Source organism: Streptomyces sirii, from assembly GCF_045690365.1.
Classification (GTDB): domain Bacteria; phylum Actinomycetota; class Actinomycetes; order Streptomycetales; family Streptomycetaceae; genus Streptomyces; species Streptomyces sirii.
The window spans coordinates 4,208,600-4,230,181 of sequence record NZ_CP147982.1 but is presented as its reverse complement, the minus strand read 5'-3'; the positions used below and the strand labels follow the sequence as shown (position 1 = coordinate 4,230,181).

General features: G+C 72.6%; 19 protein-coding genes. 12 read left to right on the top strand and 7 right to left on the bottom strand.

Going from position 1 to position 21,582, the window contains the following annotated elements; translation table 11 throughout:
* Positions 1-76 precede the first annotated feature (76 nt).
* On the top strand, positions 77-1,123 hold the full coding sequence (locus WAB15_RS18905) for an ATP-binding cassette domain-containing protein (RefSeq protein WP_407286958.1): 1,047 nt from the start codon (positions 77-79) through the stop codon (positions 1,121-1,123).
* Entirely contained in the window at positions 1,110-1,979 is an 870-nt protein-coding gene (locus WAB15_RS18900; protein WP_399146506.1) for an ABC transporter permease, read from the top strand. Before WAB15_RS18905 ends, WAB15_RS18900 begins: the two co-directional genes overlap by 14 nt.
* Here the strand turns inward: WAB15_RS18900 and rarD are convergent.
* From rarD to WAB15_RS18865, 7 genes are all read right to left on the bottom strand, one after another.
* Complete coding sequence (gene rarD, locus WAB15_RS18895) at positions 1,969-2,964, bottom strand: EamA family transporter RarD (RefSeq protein WP_407286957.1); 996 nt, start codon at positions 2,962-2,964, stop codon at positions 1,969-1,971. The two genes, WAB15_RS18900 and rarD, sit on opposite strands and share 11 nt — an antisense overlap.
* 159 nt (positions 2,965-3,123) lie before the next feature.
* A complete protein-coding gene (locus WAB15_RS18890; protein ID WP_407286956.1) occupies positions 3,124-3,990 on the bottom strand; it encodes an SDR family oxidoreductase in 867 nt (288 codons plus the stop codon).
* Positions 3,991-4,215: 225 nt separating this feature from the next.
* On the bottom strand, positions 4,216-5,310 hold the full coding sequence (locus tag WAB15_RS18885; protein ID WP_399146509.1) for a 2-oxoacid:ferredoxin oxidoreductase subunit beta: 1,095 nt from the start codon (positions 5,308-5,310) through the stop codon (positions 4,216-4,218).
* Complete coding sequence (locus tag WAB15_RS18880) at positions 5,303-7,255, bottom strand: 2-oxoacid:acceptor oxidoreductase subunit alpha (protein WP_407286955.1); 1,953 nt, start codon at positions 7,253-7,255, stop codon at positions 5,303-5,305. Before WAB15_RS18880 ends, WAB15_RS18885 begins: the two co-directional genes overlap by 8 nt.
* 294 nt (positions 7,256-7,549) lie before the next feature.
* The gene (locus tag WAB15_RS18875) at positions 7,550-8,209 is read right to left on the bottom strand and encodes a LuxR C-terminal-related transcriptional regulator (protein ID WP_407289250.1); all 660 of its coding nucleotides are present in this window, start codon (positions 8,207-8,209) and stop codon (positions 7,550-7,552) included.
* Between the two features lie 249 nt (positions 8,210-8,458).
* Positions 8,459-9,772 carry a sensor histidine kinase gene (locus WAB15_RS18870; protein ID WP_407286954.1) on the bottom strand — a complete coding sequence of 438 codons (1,314 nt, stop codon included), beginning with the start codon at positions 9,770-9,772 and terminating at the stop codon, positions 8,459-8,461.
* A gap of 197 nt (positions 9,773-9,969) precedes the next feature.
* Entirely contained in the window at positions 9,970-11,208 is a 1,239-nt protein-coding gene (locus WAB15_RS18865) for a sensor histidine kinase (protein WP_407286953.1), read from the bottom strand.
* Positions 11,209-11,443: 235 nt separating this feature from the next.
* Between WAB15_RS18865 and WAB15_RS18860 the strand changes: the two genes are divergently transcribed.
* The 10 genes from WAB15_RS18860 to WAB15_RS18815 all read left to right on the top strand — a co-directional run bounded on the left by WAB15_RS18860 (position 11,444) and on the right by WAB15_RS18815 (position 21,550).
* Positions 11,444-12,562 carry a secretion protein snm4 gene (locus tag WAB15_RS18860; protein WP_407286952.1) on the top strand — a complete coding sequence of 373 codons (1,119 nt, stop codon included), beginning with the start codon at positions 11,444-11,446 and terminating at the stop codon, positions 12,560-12,562.
* A 139-nt stretch (positions 12,563-12,701) separates the two neighbouring features.
* On the top strand, positions 12,702-14,327 hold the full coding sequence (locus tag WAB15_RS18855; protein WP_407286951.1) for a hypothetical protein: 1,626 nt from the start codon (positions 12,702-12,704) through the stop codon (positions 14,325-14,327).
* Positions 14,328-14,562: 235 nt separating this feature from the next.
* Complete coding sequence (locus tag WAB15_RS18850) at positions 14,563-14,964, top strand: NADH-quinone oxidoreductase subunit A (protein WP_399146515.1); 402 nt, start codon at positions 14,563-14,565, stop codon at positions 14,962-14,964.
* Positions 14,955-15,614, top strand: a complete 660-nt coding sequence (locus WAB15_RS18845; RefSeq protein WP_407286950.1) for an NADH-quinone oxidoreductase subunit B — start codon at positions 14,955-14,957, stop codon at positions 15,612-15,614. Before WAB15_RS18850 ends, WAB15_RS18845 begins: the two co-directional genes overlap by 10 nt.
* Complete coding sequence (locus WAB15_RS18840) at positions 15,611-16,885, top strand: NADH-quinone oxidoreductase subunit C (RefSeq protein WP_407286949.1); 1,275 nt, start codon at positions 15,611-15,613, stop codon at positions 16,883-16,885. Before WAB15_RS18845 ends, WAB15_RS18840 begins: the two co-directional genes overlap by 4 nt.
* A gap of 73 nt (positions 16,886-16,958) precedes the next feature.
* Positions 16,959-17,924 carry a complex I subunit 1/NuoH family protein gene (locus WAB15_RS18835; RefSeq protein ID WP_407286948.1) on the top strand — a complete coding sequence of 322 codons (966 nt, stop codon included), beginning with the start codon at positions 16,959-16,961 and terminating at the stop codon, positions 17,922-17,924.
* 107 nt (positions 17,925-18,031) lie between these two features.
* Positions 18,032-18,574, top strand: coding sequence for a 4Fe-4S binding protein (locus tag WAB15_RS18830; protein WP_399146739.1), 543 nt, complete (start codon positions 18,032-18,034; stop codon positions 18,572-18,574).
* Positions 18,571-19,185, top strand: coding sequence for an NADH-quinone oxidoreductase subunit J (locus WAB15_RS18825; protein ID WP_407286947.1), 615 nt, complete (start codon positions 18,571-18,573; stop codon positions 19,183-19,185). The genes WAB15_RS18830 and WAB15_RS18825 overlap by 4 nt, the downstream gene beginning before the upstream one ends.
* Positions 19,185-19,556, top strand: coding sequence for an NADH-quinone oxidoreductase subunit NuoK (nuoK, locus tag WAB15_RS18820; RefSeq protein WP_384429816.1), 372 nt, complete (start codon positions 19,185-19,187; stop codon positions 19,554-19,556). The genes WAB15_RS18825 and nuoK overlap by 1 nt, the downstream gene beginning before the upstream one ends.
* Positions 19,553-21,550: an NADH-quinone oxidoreductase subunit L gene (locus WAB15_RS18815; protein WP_407286946.1), complete on the top strand. Its 1,998-nt coding sequence runs from the start codon at positions 19,553-19,555 to the stop codon at positions 21,548-21,550. Before nuoK ends, WAB15_RS18815 begins: the two co-directional genes overlap by 4 nt.
* The last annotated feature ends 32 nt before the right edge of the window (positions 21,551-21,582 follow it).

Below are 21,582 nucleotides of genomic sequence, written 5' to 3'. Positions count from 1 at the left end.
CAGGGACCGCCGCGCCGCCTCTACCCGGGTGGCGCGGCGCGGCCCGCAGGCCAGCCGTACGACATTGGGGGAGCCGATGCGACAGCCGCCCGCCCCGGGGGCCGCCGGCGCGCGCCCGTCCGCCTCCGACGACCCGCCGGCCGGGGACCGGGCGATCGAGACACGGGGGCTGACCAAGGCCTACCGCGGTGGCCAGCTCGCCGTCGACGGCCTTGATCTGGCCGTACCGCGCGGCAGCGTCTTCGGCTTCCTCGGCCCCAACGGCTCCGGCAAGACCACCACCATCCGCATGCTGATGGGCCTGATCGACGCGACCGCCGGCAGCGCCCGGGTGCTCGGGCAGCCGATGCCCGCCGCGGGCCGCCGGGTGCTCCCCAAGGTCGGCGCCCTCATCGAGGGGCCGGCGCTCTACGGCTTCCTCAGCGGCCGCGACAATCTGTGGCGTTTCGACGCCGCCGACCCCGGCGCCGACCCCCGTACGCGCACGCAGCGGGTCGGCAGCGCCTTGGAACGGGTGGGCCTGGCCGCCGCGGCCGGCAAGAAGGCGCGGGCCTACTCCCTCGGCATGAAGCAGCGCCTCGGACTGGCCGCGGCGCTGCTCCAGCCCCGTGAGCTGCTGGTGCTCGACGAGCCCACCAACGGCCTGGACCCACAGGGCATGCGGGAGATCCGCACCCTGGTCCGGGAACTGGCCGCCGACGGTACGACCGTCTTCCTCTCCTCCCACCTCCTCGACGAGATCGAGCAGGTCTGCACCCATGCCGCGGTGATGGCCCGCGGCCGGCTGATCACCCAGGGCACGGTCGCCGACCTCTCCGCCACGGTCCTCGGGCCGCACGGCCACGGCCGGCTGACGGTGACGACTCCCGACGGGGCGGACGCGGTGCGGGTGCTGAAGGAGCACGGTGTGACCGGACTTCAGGTCACCGACGACCGGGTGACGGGCGACCTGCCGGCTGGTCCTTCGGACCGGCCGGGCGATCAGGCGCCCCTGGAGCCGGCGGATGTCAACGCCGCCCTGGTGCACGCCGGAGTCCGGGTCCGCGCCTTCGGCACCGAACGCGCCTCGCTGGAGGACGTCTTCGTGCATCTGACCGGGGAGGGATTCGATGTCGCAGGCTGAGGCGGTGCCGCGCCGGCCCCGACCGCTGTGGTCGCTGGGCCTGCTGCGCAGCGAGATCACCATGACCTTCCGGCGCTGGCGCACCCTGGCGCTGCTGGCGGTGCTCGCCGGCGTACCGGTCCTGGTCGGCATCGCCGTCAAGATCGAGACCGGTGACGGCGGGGCGGGCGGCGGCGGTGCGGGCGGCCCGGCGTTCATCTCCCAGGTCAGCAACAACGGCCTCTTCCTGGTCTTCGCCTCGCTCGCGGTGACGCTGCCGTTCTTCCTGCCGATGTCCATCGGAGTGATCGCGGGCGACTCCATAGCCGGCGAGGCGCACGGCGGGACGCTGCGTTACCTCCTGGTCGCCCCCGCGGGCCGCAGCCGCCTGCTGCTGGTCAAATTCGCCACGGCCATGACGTTCTGCCTGGTGGGCACCCTGGTCGTGGCGCTCTTCGCGCTGGTGACCGGCGCTCTGCTCTTTCCCCTGGGCGAGATCACTCTGCTCTCCGGCACGACCGTGTCCTTCGCCGAGGGGCTGCTGCGGGCGCTGGCCATCGCGGGAGCGGTGGCGCTGTCCCTGACGGGCGTGGCCGCCGTCGGCCTGTTCATCTCGACGCTCACCAGCAGCGGTATCTCCGCCATGGCGACCACGGTCGGGCTGCTGATCACCGTGCAGATCCTGGACACCATCCCGCAGCTGGACGCCATCCAGCCGTACCTCTTCCCGCACTACTGGCTGTCCTTCGCGGACCTGCTGCGCGACCCGGTCTACTGGGACCAGCTGCAGAAGAACTTCGGCCTGCAGGCGCTCTACGCGGCGGTGTTCGGGGCGGCGGCCTGGGCGCGGTTCACCACCCGCGACATCACGGCTTGAGGCCGGGGGGCTGCGCGGTGGCGGGTTGTGCCGCCGACGCCAGCGCCTCGGTCGCGGCCGCCTCGCCCGCGCGGGCCGCTGCGGCGGCCAGCTGCGTCCGCGCCCGCCGCGCCGTGCGCAGCGCGTCCCAGGTCAGCACCACCAGAGCCACCCACACCAGCGCGAAGCCGGCCCAGCGCTCCGGCGGCATCTCCTCGTGGAAGACCAGGAGCCCCAGCGCGAACTGAAAGGTCGGCGCCAGGTACTGCAGCATCCCGATCACGGTCAGCGGCAGCCGTACCGCCGAGGCGCCGAAGCAGATCAGCGGCACCGCGGTCGCCACTCCGCAGGCCGAGAGCAGCAGCGCCTGGCCCACTCCGCCGCTGACGAAGCTGGACCGGCCCTGTGTTCCGAGGTAGATCAGAAAGCCCAGCGCGGGCAGCAGCTGCATGGCCGTCTCGGCGCTGAAGCCCTCGATGCCGTCGAGCTTGATGCCCTTCTTGACCAGCCCGTACGTCGCGAAGGACAAGGCCAGGCCGAGCGCGATCCAGGGCACCTTGCCGTAGGCGACGGTCATCACCACGACGGCCAGGGCGCCCACGCCCACGGCCGTCCACTGCAGCGGCCGCAGCCGCTCACGCAGCACGAGCACGCCGAAGGCGATGCTGACCAGGGGGTTGATGAAGTAGCCGAGCGACGCTTCCAGGACATGCCCGGCGTTGACCGCCCAGATGTAGAGGAACCAGTTGGCCGAGATGACCACGGCGCAGACCAGGACCAGGCCGAGTCGCTTGGGCTGCCGCAGCAGCGGGCCTATCCAGGCCCAACGGCGCAGCACGGCCAGGATGACGACGGCGACGGGCAGCGACCACGCCATCCGGTGGGCCAGGATCTCGGACGGCGCGACGGTGTCCAGCAGATGCCAGTAGAGGGGCAGCAGGCCCCACATGGTGTAGGCGGCGACGCCATAGGCGAGTCCAGCGCGCTGATCGGCTCGATGCTGCAAGGGGACCCTCCTGATGTGCTTCGTCGTCCCTGTGAAGGTAGCGCCGCACCAGCCCACCTGTCATGTGTGTATCGATAGACGGTCATGACACGGGGGGAGGCGGAAGAACGACGGCGGGGAGCCGCCTCGGAACGGGGCCGCCTCGGGCCGGTAGTCGCCTCAGGTCTGCAGTCGTTTCAGGGCGTCCGCGATCGACCCGGCGATCGGTGTCGTCGGGCGGCCGATGAGCCGGGAGAGGTCGCCGGGCGTCGCCGCCAGCTCGCCTCGGGCGATCCCGGCGTCCGCGTCGGCGACCAACTGCGCCCCCAGGGCCGGCACCCCCGCCTCGATCATGAGGGCCACGTACCGCTCCTGGGGCAGATCGCGGTACGGGATCCTCCGGCCGGTCTGCCGGGACACCTCGGCGGCGTACTCCGCCATCGACCAGGCGGTGTCACCGCTCAGCTCGTACACCGAGTTCTCATGGCCGGTGCCGGTGAGTACGACGGCGGCCGCCTCGGCATAGTCCCGGCGCGCGGCGGAGGCCACCCGGCCCTCGCCCGCGCTGCCGACCACCGCGCCGGCCTTCAGCGTGCCGGCCAGCGCACCGGTGTAGTTCTCGTGGTACCAGCCGTTGCGCAGCAGGCAGTACGGCACACCGGACGCGAGCAGCGCCTGCTCGGTGGCGATGTGTTCCTCGGCGATGGAGAAGGTGGCGGTCGGCCCGCCCAGCACGCTGGTGTATGCCAGCAGCCCCACGCCCGCCTCGCGCGCCGCGTCGATCACGTCGCGGTGCTGCGTGAGGCGCTGACCGGCCTCGTTGCCGGAGATGAGGAGCGCTCGGTCGCCGGTCGCGAAGACCCCCTCGAGCGTCTCGGGCCGACCGTAGTCCGCGATCTTGATGCCGACCCCGAGCGCCGCCAGGCCCGTGGTCTTGGCCCGGTCCCGGGCGACCGCGACGATGTCGCCCGGTGCGGTGCGCTTGAGCAGCTCGTCGATGACCAGCCGGCCGAGCGCCCCGCTGGCGCCGGTGACCACGATGCTCATGTCTTGCCCCTTGGCGGTTGGAGGCCGCCAGCATGGCACTCGTACGAGACGCGCAGAAGAGACGCGCCGCGCCCACGTCGAACGGGGCGCTGCACCCCGCAACCGCAAGCGGGTGCCCGTACGGGGACGCCATGGGACGTTCCCGTACGGACACCCGCAGCGGTATCCGTAGGCCCTGCACGCATCGGCCGCGCCCTGCGGCACGTCCGCCGTGGACCGTGCTCGTCAGCCGACGACCGTCCAGGTGTCGTTGCCGGTCAGCAGCGCGGCGAGGTCGCCCTTGCCCTGCTGCTCGATGGCGGTGTCCAGCTGGTCGGACATCAGGGTGTCGTAGACCGGCCGTTCGACATTGCGCAGCACACCGATCGGGGTGTGGTGGAGGGTGTCGGGGTCCGCGAGCCGGGAGAGCGCGAAGGCCGTGGTGGGGGAGGGGCTGTGTGCATCGTGCACCAGCACCCCCTCCGTGCCCTCCTGCTGCACGTCGATGATCTTGAGGTCGCCGGTGGCCGGGTCGCGGACCACGCCCTTGGAGCCGAGGCCGTCGGCGGCCGGGGCGCCGAAGCGGATCGGCTGGCCGTGCTCCAGGCGGATGACCGCCTCCTGGGCCTTCTCCTTGTCCTTGAGGACCTCGAAGGCGCCGTCGTTGAAGATGTTGCAGTTCTGGTAGATCTCCACCAGCGCCGTGCCGGGGTGGGCGGCGGCCTCGCGCAGTACCGAGGTGAGGTGCTTGCGATCGGAGTCGACCGTACGGGCCACGAACGTCGCCTCGGCCCCGAGCGCCAGCGAGACCGGGTTGAACGGCGCGTCCAGCGAGCCCATCGGCGTCGACTTGGTGATCTTGCCGACCTCGGAGGTGGGGCTGTACTGGCCCTTGGTCAGACCGTAGATCCGGTTGTTGAACAGCAGGATCTTGAGGTTGACGTTGCGCCGCAGGGCGTGGATGAGGTGGTTGCCGCCGATGGACAGCGCATCGCCGTCGCCCGTGACGACCCAGACGGACAGATCGCGCCGCGAGGAGGCCAGGCCGGTGGCGATGGCCGGGGCGCGGCCGTGGATGGAGTGCATCCCGTAGGTGTTCATGTAGTACGGGAAGCGGGAGGAGCAGCCGATGCCGGAGACGAAGACGATGTTCTCCTTCGCCAGACCGAGCTCGGGCATGAAGCCCTGCACGGCGGCGAGGACGGCGTAGTCACCGCAACCGGGGCACCAGCGCACTTCCTGATCGGACTTGAAGTCCTTCATGGACTGCTTGGCCTCGGCCTTGGGCACCAGGGAGAGCGCCTCGATCTGCGAGGGCCTCTCCGAGATCGTCTCAGTCATTGATGGCCTCCTTAAAGACCTCCGCGAGCTGCTCGGCCTTGAACGGCATTCCGCTGACCTGGGTGTGCGAGCGGGCGTCGACCAGGTACTTGGCACGCAGCAGAGTGGCGAGCTGCCCGAGGTTCATCTCCGGCACGATCACCTTGTCGTAACGCGCCAGGACCTCGCCCAGATTCCGGGGGACGGGGTTGAGGTGGCGCAGATGGGCCTGCGCGATGCGCTCCCCTGCGCCCCTTACGCGCCGTACCGCCGCGGTGATCGGTCCGTACGTCGAACCCCAGCCGATGACCAGGGTGCCGGCGCCCCGGCCGCTGTCGTCGGCGGGGTCGTCGACCACCAGGTCCGGGACCTCGATGCCGTCGATCTTGGCCTGGCGGGTGCGCACCATGAAGTCGTGGTTGGCGGGGTCGTAGGAGATGTTTCCGGTGCCGTCCTGCTTCTCGATACCGCCGATGCGGTGCTCCAGGCCCGGCGTGCCCGGCACCGCCCAGGGGCGGGCCAGGGTCTGCGCATCGCGCTTGTACGGCCAGAAGACCTCCGTGCCGTCCGCCAGCTCGTGGTTGGGGCCGGAGGCGAACTGCACGCGCAGATCGGGGAGTTCCCCGACGTCGGGGATCCGCCAGGGCTCGGAGCCGTTGGCCAGATAGCCGTCGGAGAGCAGGAAGACGGGGGTGCGGTACGTCAGCGCGATACGGGCCGCGTCCAGCGCCGCGTCGAAGCAGTCGGCGGGGGTCCTGGGCGCCACGATCGGCACCGGCGCCTCGCCGTTGCGTCCGTACATCGCCTGCAGCAGGTCGGCCTGCTCGGTCTTCGTCGGCAGACCCGTCGAGGGCCCGCCGCGCTGGATGTCCACGATCAGCAGTGGAAGTTCGAGGCTGACCGCGAGACCGATGGTCTCCGACTTCAGCGCCACACCCGGGCCGGACGTGGTCGTCACCGCCAGGGCGCCGCCGAACGCCGCGCCCAGCGCCGCGCCGATACCGGCGATCTCGTCCTCCGCCTGGAACGTCCGCACACCGAAGTTCTTGTGCTTGGACAGCTCGTGCAGGATGTCGGAGGCCGGGGTGATCGGGTAGGAGCCGAGATACAGCGGCAGATCCGCCTGCTGGGAGGCGGCGACCAGGCCGTAGGACAGCGCGAGGTTGCCGGAGATGTTGCGGTAGGTGCCGGTCGGGAAGGCCTTGGTGGCCGGTGCGACCTCGTAGGAGACCGCGAAGTCCTCGGTCGTCTCGCCGAAGTTCCAGCCCGCCCGGAACGCGGTGACGTTCGCCTCCGCGATGTCCGGCTTCTTGGCGAACTTGGCGCGCAGGAACTTCTCGGTGCCTTCGGTCGGGCGGTGGTACATCCACGACAGCAGCCCCAGCGCGAACATGTTCTTGCTGCGCTCGGCCTCCTTGCGGGAGAGCCCGAACTCCTTGAGCGCCTCGATCGTCAGCGTCGTCAGCGGCACCGGATGGACGTTGTAGGCCGCCAGCGAGCCGTCCTCCAGCGGGCTGGTCGCATAGCCGACCTTCGCCATCGGGCGCTTGGTGAACTCGTCGGTGTTGACGATGATCTCCGCGCCGCGCGGGACGTCGGCGAGGTTCGCCTTGAGCGCGGCCGGGTTCATCGCCACCAGCACGTTCGGAGCGTCACCGGGCGTGAGGATGTCGTGATCGGCGAAGTGCAGCTGGAAGCTGGAGACGCCCGGCAGCGTGCCGGCGGGCGCCCGGATCTCGGCGGGGAAGTTGGGCAGCGTCGACAGGTCGTTGCCGAACGACGCCGTTTCTGAGGTGAACCGGTCTCCGGTGAGCTGCATTCCATCACCGGAGTCACCGGCGAACCGGATGATCACCCGGTCCAGGCGCCGGACTTCCTTGCCTTCCCCGCCGTTACCGGAAGAGCGCTGTTCCCCGACTAGCGCTGCGTCGGTCTGCTCGGCTGGGCTACTGACCTGGCTGGTCACTGCTTCGGACCTCCCTCGAGGGGTGCGGCGTCCCCGCCGGAGGCAGGGCTCGGGACGAGTCGTACCGGACGGTTGTCCCATAACCATCGTACGTGGGTAAGGGTGACCTTCCCTGGGTCGATCACATGGTGGACGTCAAGATGAGACACCGATCTGGCGCGTTTTGTCATGAAATCATCGCCCCCGCAACCCCTTATTCGTGACGCTCCGGACTCCTCCATTGGTTCTACGTCCAAAGTCCCGGGCCGGGGCGAAAATGGCCTCGGCCTGCCAAACTGACACACTGTCAGGCGGTTAGGAGTTGAGATAGGTGAGTACGGCAAGCACTCTGCGGTGATCCCCGTCACTCTGCGCCAGCCCCAGCTTCAGGAAGATGTTGCTGACGTGCTTCTCGACCGCACCGTCGCTGACCACCAGCTGCCGGGCGATGGCGGAGTTCGTCCGGCCCTCGGCCATCAGGCCCAGCACCTCCCGCTCGCGCGGCGTCAGATTGGCCAGCACATCCTGCTTACGGCTGCGGCCCAGCAGCTGCGCCACCACCTCCGGGTCCAGCGCGGTGCCGCCCTCGGCGACCCGGACCACCGCGTCGACGAACTCCCGCACCTCGGCGACCCGGTCCTTGAGCAGATAGCCGATACCCCGGCTCGACCCGGCCAGCAGCTCCGTGGCGTACTGCTCCTCGACGTACTGCGACAGCACCAGCACCCCCAGGCCCGGATGGTCGCGACGCAGCCGGATCGCGGCCCGCACCCCCTCGTCCGTATGCGTCGGCGGCATCCGTACGTCCGCCACCACCACGTCCGGCAGCGCGTCCTCGTCCTCCAGCTCCCCGATCGCCTTGATCAGTGCCTCGGCGTCCCCCACGCCCGCCACGACCTCATGCCCACGGTCGGTGAGCAGCCGGGTCAGCCCCTCCCGGAGCAGCACCGAATCCTCGGCGATGACCACCCGCACCTTGTCCTCCACGACTTCCGATCCCCCATGCCTCATCGCACCCACCCTGCCGGTCCCCAGCATTCCAGCATTCGGACGCGGGCGGGCGGATCAGGGGGAAGGGGGAGGCAGCGGCGGTGCCGAGGCGGGGCGAGCGGCGTCGGAGGGAAGAACGGCGCAGGCGTGGCGGGCGAGCGGCGTGGGTTTCGGGGCCGGACCCCCGTCCCGGCCCCGGCCGCCGCCCGTTTCCCCGCTCCGGCGTCCCCGTGGTCACCCGCGCCAGGGCAGTTCGGCCGTGATGGACGTCGGGCCGTCGATCGGGGAGTCCACTATCAGCAGGCCGTCGACGGAGCCGAGTCGCTCCGCGAGACCGGCCAGGCCGGTGCCGGCGTCGGTGCGGGCGCCGCCCCTGCCGTCGTCCGTCACCAGCACCACGAGCCGGTCCGCGGTGCACCAGACATCCACCGTCGCGCGGGTGGCCCGGGCGTGCTTGGAGACGTTCTGCAGCAGCTCGGAGACGGTGAAGTAGGCGATGCCCTCGATGGCCGCCGCCGGGCGGTGGTCGAGGTCCACCGTCACCTTCACCGGAACCGTGCAGCGGGCGGCCAGCGCCGACAGCGCCGGGCCGAGACCCCGGTCGGTGAGGATCGCCGGGTGTATCCCCCGGGCCAGATCGCGCAGCTCCTGGAGCGCGATCTTCACCTCGCCGTGTGCCTCGTCGACCATCCGCGCCGCGGCTTCCGGGTCCTGTGCCAGCTTCTCCTTGGCCAGGCCCAGATCCATGGCGAGCGAGACCAGCCGTGCCTGCGCACCGTCGTGCAGATCGCGCTCGATGCGGCGCAGATCGGCCGCCGCGGTGTCCACCACGACGCCGCGGTCCGACTCCAGCTCAACGACCCGGGTGGCGAGCGAGGAGGGGCCCAGCAGACCGTGGACCATGACCCGGTCCACCTGCGTCAGCCCGCGGATCACCCACGGCCCGGCCAGTACGAGCAGCAGCCCCATCCCGCTGGTGATCCAGATCTCCGCGGTGGTGTCGAGGTAGAAGCCGTTGCCGCTGCCGTCGCCCCACATCTGGATGCCCGGCTGGTCGAGGTAGGCGGGGAACGTCCACCGCCACAGCGGATAGGCCAGCAGCGCCCAGCCGATGGTCCAGAACGTCACCGAGAGGACGAAGGAGAAGACCGCCCACGGGAAGTGCAGCAGGGAGTAGAGCAGGTGCCGCCAGGACACCCCGCTCTTCAACACGGCCCCGACCCAGCCCATCACCCCCGGCTTCGAGGGACGCACCGGCTCAGGATCGGCCACGTCCAGCGCCAGCAGGCCCCGGGCCCGCGCACGCTCCACGCTGCCCAGCCCCCGGTTGCCGGCCAGGCCGCCCGCCAGCAGCGGAATGCCCAGGAACGTCACCAGCAGACCGGCGCCGAGCGAGATCACCGCTATCGCGTACGTGAACATCACGATGGACATCGGGAGGCTGAGGAAGAGGTAGAGGAACTCCCGCCAGGTGCGCCCGGAGAACGGGGCGCGCACTCCCACGGGCACTCGTGAGCCGCGGGGCTGCGGTGCGTATGCCGTATCCATCGTCTCGTCGTCCGTTCTGTCGTATGCGGTTCCTGCCCGTCGGCGCCGCTGCGTGATCTGCCGGCCCTGCGCGGGCCCAGCGGTTTTCCGCTACGACAAGCCTCCGCGAGCTGAGCCCGGCGCACCATGAGGGTCTTCGCAGTCTTTTCCTGGGGTTTTCCCCACCCCCTGACCTGGGGTTCAGCGCAACTCGCAGGTCAGCGGCCCCTCGGCCGCCGCTCCCGCTTCGACGCCGGCGCCGGCGCCGCCCCGTCAGGCGCCCGCCACGGCAGCTCCGCCGTCACCCGCGTCGGCCCGCCGACCGGCGAATCCAGCACGAACAGCCCGTCCACCGACCCCAGCCGCTCGGCGAGCCCGGCCATCCCGCTGCCGCCGTCCAGCCGCGCCCCGCCCCGCCCGTCGTCCACCACCTGGATCAGCAGACGGTCCTCCGCCTGCCACACCTCGACGGACGCCCGCCGCGCCGCGCTGTGCTTGGAGACGTTCTGCAGCAGCTCGGAGACGGTGAAGTAGGCGATGCCCTCGATGGCGGGCGCGGGCCGCTCGGCCAGGTCGACGGAGGTCGTCGCGGGCACCGTGCAGCGCCCGGCCAGCGAGGCCAGGGCGGGCCCCAGCCCGCGGTCGGTGAGGATCGCCGGATGGATGCCCCGGGCCAGATCCCGCAGCTCTTGGAGCGCCAGCTTCACCTCGCCGTGCGCCTCGTCCACCATCGCCGCCACGGTTTCGTCGGCCTGCCCCTCCAGCAGCTTCTCCTTCGCCAGCCCGAGCCCCATGGCCAGCGCCACCAGCCGGGCCTGCGCGCCGTCGTGCAGATCCCGCTCGATCCGCCGCAGATCGGCGGCCGCGGTGTCCGTGACCGTCACCCGGTCCGACTCCAGCTCGGCGATCCGCCGCTCCAGCTCGTCGGACGGCGACAGCAGGCCGCGCACCATCGCCCGGTCGACGTTCGACAGCCAGCGCGCCACCCAGGGGAGCGCCGGCCATCCCACGAAGAGCGAGGCGAAGACGACCGTGAAGGTGAGAAGCGCCCACGGCAGCCGGACGAACGCGAACAGCGCGTGCCGCCAGGCGACCGGGTCCTTCAGGCGCGTCCACAGCCACGGGAAGAACCCGGACTCCCGCGCCCGCAGCGGGCTCGGCTCCTCGACCCGCACCCCGAGCAGCGCCCGCGCCCTGGCCCGCTCCAGCTTCCCGTACTGCCGGCACACCATCAGTCCCGTGGCCAGCAGCGGCAGCCCGATCACGGTGACCGACAGCCCGAGCCCCAGCGCCAGCCAGACGACCACCACCGCGAAGGCCGGGACGCCCAGCGGGAAGTTGGCCAGCAGATAGGCGATCTCCTGCCATGTCGCCTTGCTGAGGGGCGCTTTGGGCGGCGGGGGTGAGGCACCGTCAAGGTCGTCAGCAGCGGCACCGGGTCGGGAACTGTCCGTCATGCCCCCCAGCCTGCCCGGCCGCGGCTGCGGGTGCCATGGGGTGGCTGGGGTGGCGGATGGTGGGGTTTTCCCCACCATCGCTTCCCACGCCGTCCGCACCGTCGCAGGTCAAGGCCCCGGCCCGGCACGGAGCGGGGGCAGTGGTCGATGCTCGTTTCGTTGTCCACAGCGGTGGACAGGGCGCGACGCCGGGACCGTATTGTGTGGCGATGCACAACGGGAGGGGCGGGTGGCGATGGCGCGCAGTGACGACGGCCGGTTGCTGAGGCCGGATTTCGCCGCGCGGCAGCCGGAATCCGCGGCGCGGGACCTCACCGACGCCGTGGCCGACCCCCTCGATGTCCACGGCTGGGGATGGGGCGAGCGGAGCAGGGCCTGGACCGCTACGGCGGCGAGCGTGCTGCTCGGCGCGGTCGCCGGGATCTGCGCACACAGCTGGTACGGGAACGGCGGCGCCGCCCTGGGGCTCGGCATCGCCGCCGTCGTCATCACGGCCGCCGCGGCGGCCCTCGGCACACGCGCCGGACGGACGGGGCAGCCCGTCCCCCCAGTCGCCCTGCTGCTCGGCGGCACCCTCGGGGTGGCCGCGGCCTGGCAGGCGGTCCCGGACGGCGGCCCCAGGTTCGCCGCCGTCGGGCTGACCGTCGCGGCCGTGCTCGCGCTCCTCGGACTCTGTGCGGGGCTCGGTCGCGCCGGCCTGATAGGCGCGGCGTCGGTCGCGCTCGCCGTGGGCGCCTGGGAGCTGGGACTGGCCATGACCACCCCCGCGCGTACGGGAGTTGCGCTCGGCTTCGGCTCCGTACTGGTCCTCGGCTATCTGCCGCGGCTCGCCCTGATGGCGGCCGGTCTGACCCGGCTCGACGACCAGCGATCCGGCGGCACACCGGTCAGCCGGCATCAGGTGGCGGGCGCGCTGGGCGCCGCCCATCGGGAGCTGGCCCTGGCCACGGTGGCGATGGCGGCCTCGGCCGGCGCCGCCGGTGTGCTCACGGTGCGCACGCCCGACCTGTGGACGGTGCTCGCCGGGCTGCTGCTGTGCGTCGTCCTGTGCTCGCGGGCCCGCGCCTACCCGCTGGCCGTGGAGGTCGTCGCGCTGCTGGCGGCGGGTCTGGTGGTGGGCGTACGGCTGGTGCTGCTCTGGGCCATCGACGGCGGGGCGCCGGCGTTCGCGCTGGCCACGCTGGGTGTGCTGGCCGTCCTGCCGGTCGCGGTGCTCGCCGTGCGGGTGCCGGAGGCGCTGCGGGCGCGGCTGCGGCGGTGGCTGGACCTGGCCGAGTCGGTGAGCGTGGTGGCGCTGATCCCGGTGGCCCTCGGGGCCTTCGGGCTCTACGGCCTGCTGTTCGGCACGTCCTGACCCGGAGGGTGGTGCAGGGGTCTTGTCATCGTCGGGAGCGAACCCGGACCGAGCGATTCCGGACGGAGCGAACGTGGACGGAGCGGGAGTGGGCGAGGGGGCCCGAGTGGGAGCCGGAGCGGCAGAAGGCGGGGACGCGGTGAACGCGAGCTACGGGCCGGGTGCCGTTCCGGCGGCCGAGCCGGTGTCGGCCACCGAGCCGGTGCAGGCGGCCGGGCCGATACCCGCCGCCGGGCCGATGCCCGCGCCCGCCGCCCCCGCCCCGGGCGGCCCGCCGCCCGCCCAGCCCTCGGCGCCGTCTCCCCAACCCTCGGCGCCGTCTCCCCAGCTCTCGGTGCCGTCCGCCCAAGCCCCCGCCCCCGGCCGCTACGGCCGGTCCGGGCTGCCGGCGCGGACGCCCGTCTCCGTGCCCCTTCTGCCGCCGGAGCTGGCCGACGGGCAGCCCAGGCCGCGCCGCGGCGACCCGCTGGCCCGGCGCGCCGGTCGCGCGCTGCGCCGGGTCTTCGCCTCGTCGCCGGCCGCCGAGACGGCCGCCGTCACCCAGGCCGCGTACGCCATCCAGCAGCCCGTGACCACGGGGCGGCAGATCGCCGTGTCCAGCATCCGGGGCGGTGCGGGCAAGTCCACCGTCGCCGCCCTCCTGGCGCTCACCTTCGCGCACTACCGCTCCGACCCCGTCCTCGCCGTCGAGGCGGACCCGGCGCTCGGCACGCTGCCGCACCGCCTCGGCGCCCGTGAGGTGCGCTGGTCGGGCAGCGATCTGGCGCAGATCGTCGATCCGTCGATGCTGATCACGGACCTGACCGGCTATCTCCTGCCGTTCGCCGGTGGCGGCTGGCTGCTGCCCGGCAGCCAGGGCGCCATCGGCACCCGTCTGGACATCGACACCTACCGCGTCGTGATGACGTCCCTGCGCCGCCACTTCGCGGCCACCGTCGTGGACTGCGAGACGCTGCCCGCCGAGGTGGCGCGCACGGCGCTGGTGACCACACACGCGCGGGTGCTGGTCACCCCGGCGACCCCGGAGGGCGTGGCGGCCACCCGCTCCGTACTGAACTGGATCGGCGGCCTGCACCCCGGACTGCTGCCGACCACGGTGGTCGTGCTCACCCACTCCTCGCCCGACAGCGGTGTCGATGTCCGCAAGGCGGCCGAACACCTGGGTGCCGGCGGCGCGGCGGTGCTGCCCCTGCCGTACGACCGCCATCTGGCGGCCGGTGGCGCGATCCGTACGGAGCTGCTCGGCGAACGGACACGGGAGGCGGCGGCGCGGATCGCGGCCGAGGCGATGAACCGGTCCGTCGGCCGGCGCCGGCAGCAGACGGCGCCCGCCGGCGCGCCGGTCCAGACGACGGCCAACGGACCGGTTCAGGCCACGACGTACGTGGAGGGCCCGGCTCCGGCGTACGCCCCGGGGCAGCCGCCGGCGACCGCGCCCGGCCAGCCGCCGGCGTACGCACCGGCACAGACGCCGCCGCAGTCGCCGCCGCCGACTCAGCCACACATGCCACCTCCGGCACAGCCGCAACCGGCGCCTCACGCACCGGCGCCGCTCCAGCCCCAGCAACCCCAGTCGCCGCCCCAGCAGCACTACCTGCCCCAGCCCGTGCCCCAGGCCTCACCTCAGCCGGGGCCCGCGCCCCAGGCCCCGGCGCCCCAGTCGCCGGCCTCACCCCCGATGCCGACGCCCCAGGCCCCGGAGCCCCCCGCGCCCGCCGCCGGCCCCGACACCCGGAGCCCCTTCGACGGCGGTCCGGTCCGCTGATCCCACCCCCTCCCGCCCCGGTGGGCAGGGCACGGCATCCCGCTCTGTGAGACACCTGCTGAGACAACCGCGCAGGATGTCTACGCTGCCTCCCGCCCAGGTAGGGCGAAGTACGGACAAGCTCACCGTTGGCGACGACTCGGCTGCTCGGGCGGGCCTGACAGGGCCTAGACTCCCGTCCGTACAGATCGTCGAAGTCGTTGAATCAAGCGCAGTCAGGGAGCGAGGGGCGGACGTGCCGGACGCGACCGTACGCACCACCATCGCCGCGGACTATTTCCAGGGCTATTCGGTCGTGGGTCTCATCGCCGTGGTCGGTGTGCTCTTCGTCGCCGTGGCCTTCGGGGCCGGGCGGCTGCTGCGCCCTGTCGTGCCGACGCCCGAGAAGCTGCTGACGTACGAGTGCGGCGTGGACCCGGTCGGCGAGGGCTGGGCGCACACCCAGGTCCGCTACTACGTCTACGCCTTCCTCTACGTCGTCTTCGCCGTCGACTCGATCTTCCTGTTCCCCTGGGCGACGGTCTTCGCCGCCCCCGGCTTCGGCGGCGTGACGCTCGTGGAGATGTTCATCTTCCTCGGCTTCCTCGCCGTCGGCCTGCTCTACGCATGGAAGAAGGGCGTCCTGGAATGGACGTGACCCCCGCCTCCAACGACTCGGCAGCCGCGCCCGAGGGCGCCGCCCCCGAGTTCCTGCCGGAGCCGCGGCGCCTGGGCACCCTGGCCCGGCTCGCGCCCGAACCGATGAAGGTGGTCCTCAACTGGGGCCGCCGCTACAGCCTGTGGGTCTTCAACTTCGGCCTGGCCTGCTGTGCCATCGAGTTCATCGCCGCCTCCATGGCGCGCCACGACTTCATCCGGCTCGGCGTGATCCCCTTCGCGCCCGGCCCGCGCCAGGCCGACCTGATGGTCGTCTCCGGCACCGTCACCGACAAGATGGCGCCCGCGGTCAAGCGGCTCTACGAGCAGATGCCCGAGCCCAAGTACGTCATCTCCTTCGGGGCCTGCTCCAACTGCGGCGGTCCCTACTGGGACTCGTACTCGGTCACCAAGGGCGTCGACCAGATCATCCCGGTCGATGTGTACGTACCGGGCTGCCCGCCGCGGCCGGAGGCGCTGCTGCAGGGCATCCTCAAGCTCCAGGAGAAGATCGCCCGCGAGTCGCTGGGGGAGCGGTACGCGAAGGGCGCCGCCCGGCCCTCGGCGGCCGCGCTGCGCAGCGGGCTGGTGGCGCCGCCCGCCCCGAAGCCGGCGCAGGAGCCGACGGCACCGGGGGAGGAGCCTCGATGAGCGAGCAGCCGGACCAGCCCCAGCAGCCGGCCGAGCAGCCGGAGACCGCCGAGCAGCTCGCCGCCGAGCCCGTGGTCGGCTGGCTGCCGCGGCCCGCGAGCGAGATCTTCGGCGCGGGGGCCACGGCGGAGCTGGCGTACGACCTGCTGACCGTCGACGTCCCGGTGGACGGCTGGCTCACCGCGCTGACCGCGGCCCGTGACGACCTCGGCTGCAGCTACTTCGACTGGCTGAGCGCCGTCGACGAGCCCGGCACCGGCTTCCGGATCTGCGCGCACCTCGCGGACGTCGCCCACCCGGGGACCGTCCGGCGGCTGATCGTGCGCACGACGGTCCCGCACGAGGCGGCCGCGCTGCCCACCGCCGTCGGCGTCTACGCGGGCGCGGGCTGGCACGAGCGCGAGACCCACGAGATGTTCGGCGTCGATTTCACCGGTCACCCCCACCTCGTACCGCTGCTGCTCCCCGAGTCCTTCGAGGGGCACCCGCTGCGCAAGGACTTCGTGCTGGCGGCGCGGGTCGCCAAGGCGTGGCCGGGCGCCAAGGAGCCGGGGGAGCCTGCGGCGGGTGCGGCGCACGGCGGGCCCAAGCGCCGCCAGATGCTGCCGCCGGGTGTCCCGGACCCGAATGAGTGGGGTCCGCTGAAGGGCCAGCTGCCGCCGGCGCCCGCGCGTCCGGCGCGGGGTGCACGGGCGGCGGGCGGTGCCCGCGCGGCCGGCGCCGCCGCGGGCGAGCGCCCGGCGCGGCGTACCCGGACCGCGAGCGCGGGTTCGGCGAGCCAGCAGGCCGCGGGGGAGGGGGCCGCGACCCCGGAGACCCCGGCGGCCGCGGAGACACCGGCGACCCCGGCGCCTACGGAGCGGCCGGAGCGCCCGGCCCGCCGTACGCGCTCGGCCGGCGAGGGCTCGGCGAGCCAGCAGCGCGCGGCGGAGGCGGCCGGGCCCGAGCAGGCTCCGGCGGCGAAGGCCCCCGAGGCGGCCGCACCGCGCTCCTCCGACGCACCGTGGCACCACGCGCGCCCGGCCTTCGACGAGCGGGAGCGCGAGGGGGAGCCGGAGCAGAAGGCGGCACCGGAGAAGGCGGCCCCGCAAGGCCGGGCGGAGCCGCAGCAGCAGCCCGCGCCCGAGGACAAGCCCGAGCCGGCCCCGGAGCCGAAGGACGCGGCCGAGCCGCAGACCGCCCCGGTCCAGCAGCCCGAGCCCGAATCCGCGCCCGAGCCCCGCCCCGACCAAGCCACCCCCCAAGACCCGGCAGGAGGCGACACCCCATGAGCGAGCGCAGCGAGCGAATCGTGGAGAGGTGCGCGCCTCGCGAATGCGGGGCCGAGCGAAGCGAGGTGTCGGCATGAGCGACGCCCTCGACATCGCGCTGCGCCTCGTCGCCGTCTTCGCCGTGTTCCTGGTGTTCCCCCTGGTCATCGGGCAGACCGAGCACAAGGTCATGGCCCATATGCAGGGCCGCCTCGGTCCGATGTACGCGGGCGGTTTCCACGGCTGGGCCCAGCTCGTCGCCGACGGTGTGAAGTTCGCGCAGAAGGAGGACATCGTTCCGGCCGGTGCCGACCGGCGGATCTTCCAGCTCGCCCCCGCCGTCGCGCTGCTGCCCTACCTCCTGGTGCTCGTCGCCATCCCGATAGGGCCGCACAACGCCGTCGGACAGGCCCTGGACGCGGGGATCTTCTTCGTCCTCGCCGTCATGGGCGTCGGCGTGCTCGGCTCGCTGATGGCGGGCTGGGCCTCGGCGAACAAGTTCTCGCTCCTGGGCGGTCTGCGGACGGCCGCACAGCTGCTCGCCTACGAGCTGCCGATGCTGCTGGCCGCGGCGTCGGTCGCGATGGCCGCCGGCACGCTCTCGCTGCCCGGCATCGTCGAGGCCTTCCACTGGTGGTGGGTGCCGTGGCAGATCGTCGGCGGGGTGGTCTTCTTCACCGCGGGGCTCGCCGAGCTGCAGCGCCCGCCGTTCGACATGCCGGTCGCCGACTCGGAGATCATCTTCGGCGCGTACACCGAGTACACCGGACTGCGCTTCGCCCTCTTCTTGCTCGCCGAGTACGCGGGCATCGTCGTGCTCTGCGCGCTGACCTCGGTGCTCTTCCTCGGCGGCTGGCACGGCCCGTTCGGCGCCGACGGCCTGGGCTGGCTGTGGACGCTGCTGAAGACCGTGGTCCTCGCCTTCGGCGTCATCTGGCTGCGGGTGACCTACCCGCGGCTGCGCGAGGACCAGCTGCAAAAGCTCGCCTGGACGGTGCTGATCCCGCTCGCTCTCGCCCAGATCGCCCTCACCGGCGTAGTGAAGGTGGTGATCTCCTAGTGTCCCTCCCGTCTTCCGACCACCACCCCTCTTCGACGCCCTCCGGGCGGCCCCGTAAGTTCCCCGGCAGCGGCCTCGCCAAGGGCCTGGCCGTCACCCTGCGGACGATGACGAAGCGGTCGGTCACCGCGCAGTACCCGGACGTCCAGCCCGACCTGGCGCCCCGTACCCGCGGCGTCATCGGCCTGTTCGAGGAGAACTGCACGGTCTGCATGCTGTGCGCGCGCGAGTGCCCGGACTGGTGCATCTACATCGACTCCCACAAGGAGACGGTGCCGCCGGCCGCACCCGGAGGCCGCGAGCGCAGCCGCAATGTGCTGGACCGCTTCGCGATCGACTTCGCGCTGTGCATGTACTGCGGTATCTGCATCGAGGTGTGCCCCTTCGACGCGCTCTTCTGGTCGCCGGAGTTCGAGTACGCCGAGACCGACATCCGCGAACTGACCCATGAGCGCGACAAGCTCCGCGAGTGGATGTGGACGGTGCCCGAGCCGCCGGCTCTCGACCCGGCGGCCGAGGAGCCCAAGGAGGTCGCCGCCGCCCGTAAGGCCGCGGACAAACTCGCCGCCCAGCAGGCGGCGGAGGCCGAGGCGCAGGCCGCCGCGGCCCCGGACCAGGAACCACCGAAGACCTCAGAGGAGGAAGCGTGACGCTCGCCGCCACCGCCGCAGGCCACGGCTTCCTTTCGCCCACCGGTGTCGAGATCGCCTTCGTCCTGGTCGGTATCGCCACCCTCGGCGCGGCCCTGGTCACCGTCACCACCCGGCAGCTGGTGCACGCCGCCCTCTGGCTGGTGGTCGCCCTCGGCGGGGTCGCCGTCGAATACCTCCTCCTCACGGCCGAGTTCATCGCCTGGGTGCAGGTGCTGATCTACGTCGGTTCCGTCGTCGTCCTCCTGCTCTTCGGGCTGATGCTCACCAAGGCCCCCATCGGCCGCTCACCGGACGCCGACTCGGGCAACCGCTGGGCCGCGCTCGTGGTGGCCCTCGCCTCGGCCGGCGCCCTGGTCTGGGTCGTCGTCGACGCCTTCCGCGCCACCTGGATCAACCTCGACGGCGCCGCCCAGGGCTCCACCGAGGTCTCCGGACGCAGCCTCTTCCAGTACTGGGTGCTGCCCTTCGAGGCGCTGTCGGTGCTGCTGCTCGCCGCGCTCGTCGGGGCGATCGTGCTGTCCCGCAAGGGCGGCGAGGGCCGGGCCCCGGCGGCGGCTCTCGGGAACAGCTCCTCCGGTGCCCCCGCCCCGCGAGAGGAGCAGCGCTGATGCATCTCGCCTATCCGGCCGTCCTCGCCGTCCTCCTCTTCTGCACCGGTCTGTACGGCGTGCTCGCCCGCCGCAACGCGATCCTGGTGCTGATGTCCGTCGAGCTGATGCTCAACGCCGTCAACCTCAATCTCGTCGCCTTCGACGTCTGGCTGCGCGACACCCTGCACGCCGGCCAGGCGCTCACCCTCTTCACCATCGCCATCGCCGCCGCCGAGATCGGCATCGGCCTGGCGATCGTGCTGCTCGTCTACCGCAACCGCGGCAGCTCCGACATCGACCGGCTCCGCGACCTCGCCGAGCAGCCGGCCGGGGCGGACGCCGCGGACGGGACCCCGCAGCCGGACACCAAGGCGGAGGCCACCGCGTGACGCTCACGACCACCGCCGTTCTCGTTCCCCTCCTGCCCTTCCTCGGGGCCGTCGCCGGCCTCCTCCTGGGGCGCCGTACGCCCGGTTTCGTACGGCCGCTGGCCGTGCTGCCGACGCTCGCCGCGGCCGTGCTCACCGTGGTCGTCGCCGTCGGGCAGGGCGGTGGACCGGCCACCGACGTCGCCACCCGGCTCACCCCGACCGGCTCGGTCCCCATCGACCTGGCCCTGCACATCGACGGCTTCGCCGCGCTGATCGCCGTCCTGGTCGGTGTCGTGGCGACCTGTGTGCAGATCTACTCCACCGCCTATCTGCGCGACGATCCGCGCTACCCCTCCTACGCCGCGCTGGTCTCGCTCTTCACCGCCGCGATGCTGCTCGTCGTCTACACCGGCGACCTGATGATGCTGCTGGTCGGCTGGGAAGTCATGGGCATCTGCTCCTACTTCCTGGTGGGCCACTACTGGGAGACCGAGACCGCCCGCGCCGCCTCGCTCAAGGCCTTCCTCGTCACCAAGCTCGGCGATGTCCCCTTTCTGTTCGGCATCTTCGCGCTGGCCGCCGACGCCGGCACCTTCAACATCACCGGCATCCTCGGCTCCGTCGCCGGCGGCGGCCTGGACCACCCGACGCTGATCGCGCTGCTGCTGCTCGGCGGTGTCGCGGGCAAGTCGGCGCAGTTCCCGCTGCACACCTGGCTCCCGGACGCGATGGCCGGCCCGACGCCGGTCTCGGCGCTGATCCACGCCGCGACGATGGTGGCGGCCGGTGTCTATGTCGTGGCCCGCCTCCTCCCGGTCTTCGCGGCCTCCGCGGCCGCGCTGGTCGTGCTCGCCGTCATGGCCGCGATCACCATGGTCGGCTCAGGACTGGCCGCGCTGGCCCAGGACGACATCAAGCGCGTCCTGGCCTATTCGACGGTCGGTCAGCTCGGCTACATGCTCGGCGCGCTGGCCGTCGGCGACCGCGGCGCTGCCGTCTTCCACCTCCTGACGCACGGTGCGTTCAAGGCCCTCCTCTTCCTCGGCGCGGGCGTGATCATCCACGCCGCGGGCACCAACTCGCTGGCCGCCATGTCCCGGATGAGCGGCCTGGCCCGGCGGATCCCGGACGCGTACTGGACCGTCACCGTCGCGCTGTTCGCACTCGCCGCCGTCCCGCCGTTCGCCGGCTTCTTCTCCAAGGAAGCCGTCCTGGGGGCCGCCGAGCACGCCGCCACCGGAGAGGCGGCCGCCATCCCCGGCGCCGCCGGCTGGACCGTACTGGTCTCCGGTCTGCTCACCGCCCTCCTCACCGCGGCCTACGCCGCCCGCCTGTGGCTGCTGGCCTTCAAGGGCAAGGGCGTCGAAGCCCCCGACCACGGCCCGCAGCCGTTCGTCATGAACGCCGCCCTGTGGGTGCTCTTCGTGCCCACCCTCGCGCTCGGTCTCGCCGCCCCCCTGCTGCCCGAATGGTTCGACGGGCGCTCGCTCGCCCCGACCCTGAACACCTCCGTCCTGGGCACCGGACTCGCCCTCATCGGCGGCCTGGTCACCTACGCCACCTGGCGGCACACCAGCGCCCTAGCCGCCCGCACCCCCATCGGTGCGGTCGTCACCGCCCCGGACGCCGCCCCCGGGCTCGCCGAGGAGACCGCGATCGCCACCCACGCCCCGGTCTACGGGAGCGTCTCCGGCGCCGCCGACCCCGCCGACCCCGGCCGCCTCCTGCTGGGCCCGCTGCACCGCCACGCGGCCGTCGGCTTCCACCTCGACGCCGTCTACTCCGCTCTCTTCGTCCGGCCCGTACGCGCCGCCGCCACGCTGGTCCGCTTCCTGGACCGCGAGGTCGTCGACACCTACGTCCGCGGCGCCGGCACCGCCCCCCGCCTGCTGGGCGCCGCCGTCCGCCGCGCCCAGACCGGGAACGTGCAGACCTACCTCGGCGCGCTGCTCGCGGGCTCGCTCGTCCTGGCCGTCGCCGCCGTCCTCGTCGCCACCGGCACGGGAGCCTGACCGTGCCGCCATTGACCGGGGGCCGATCCCCG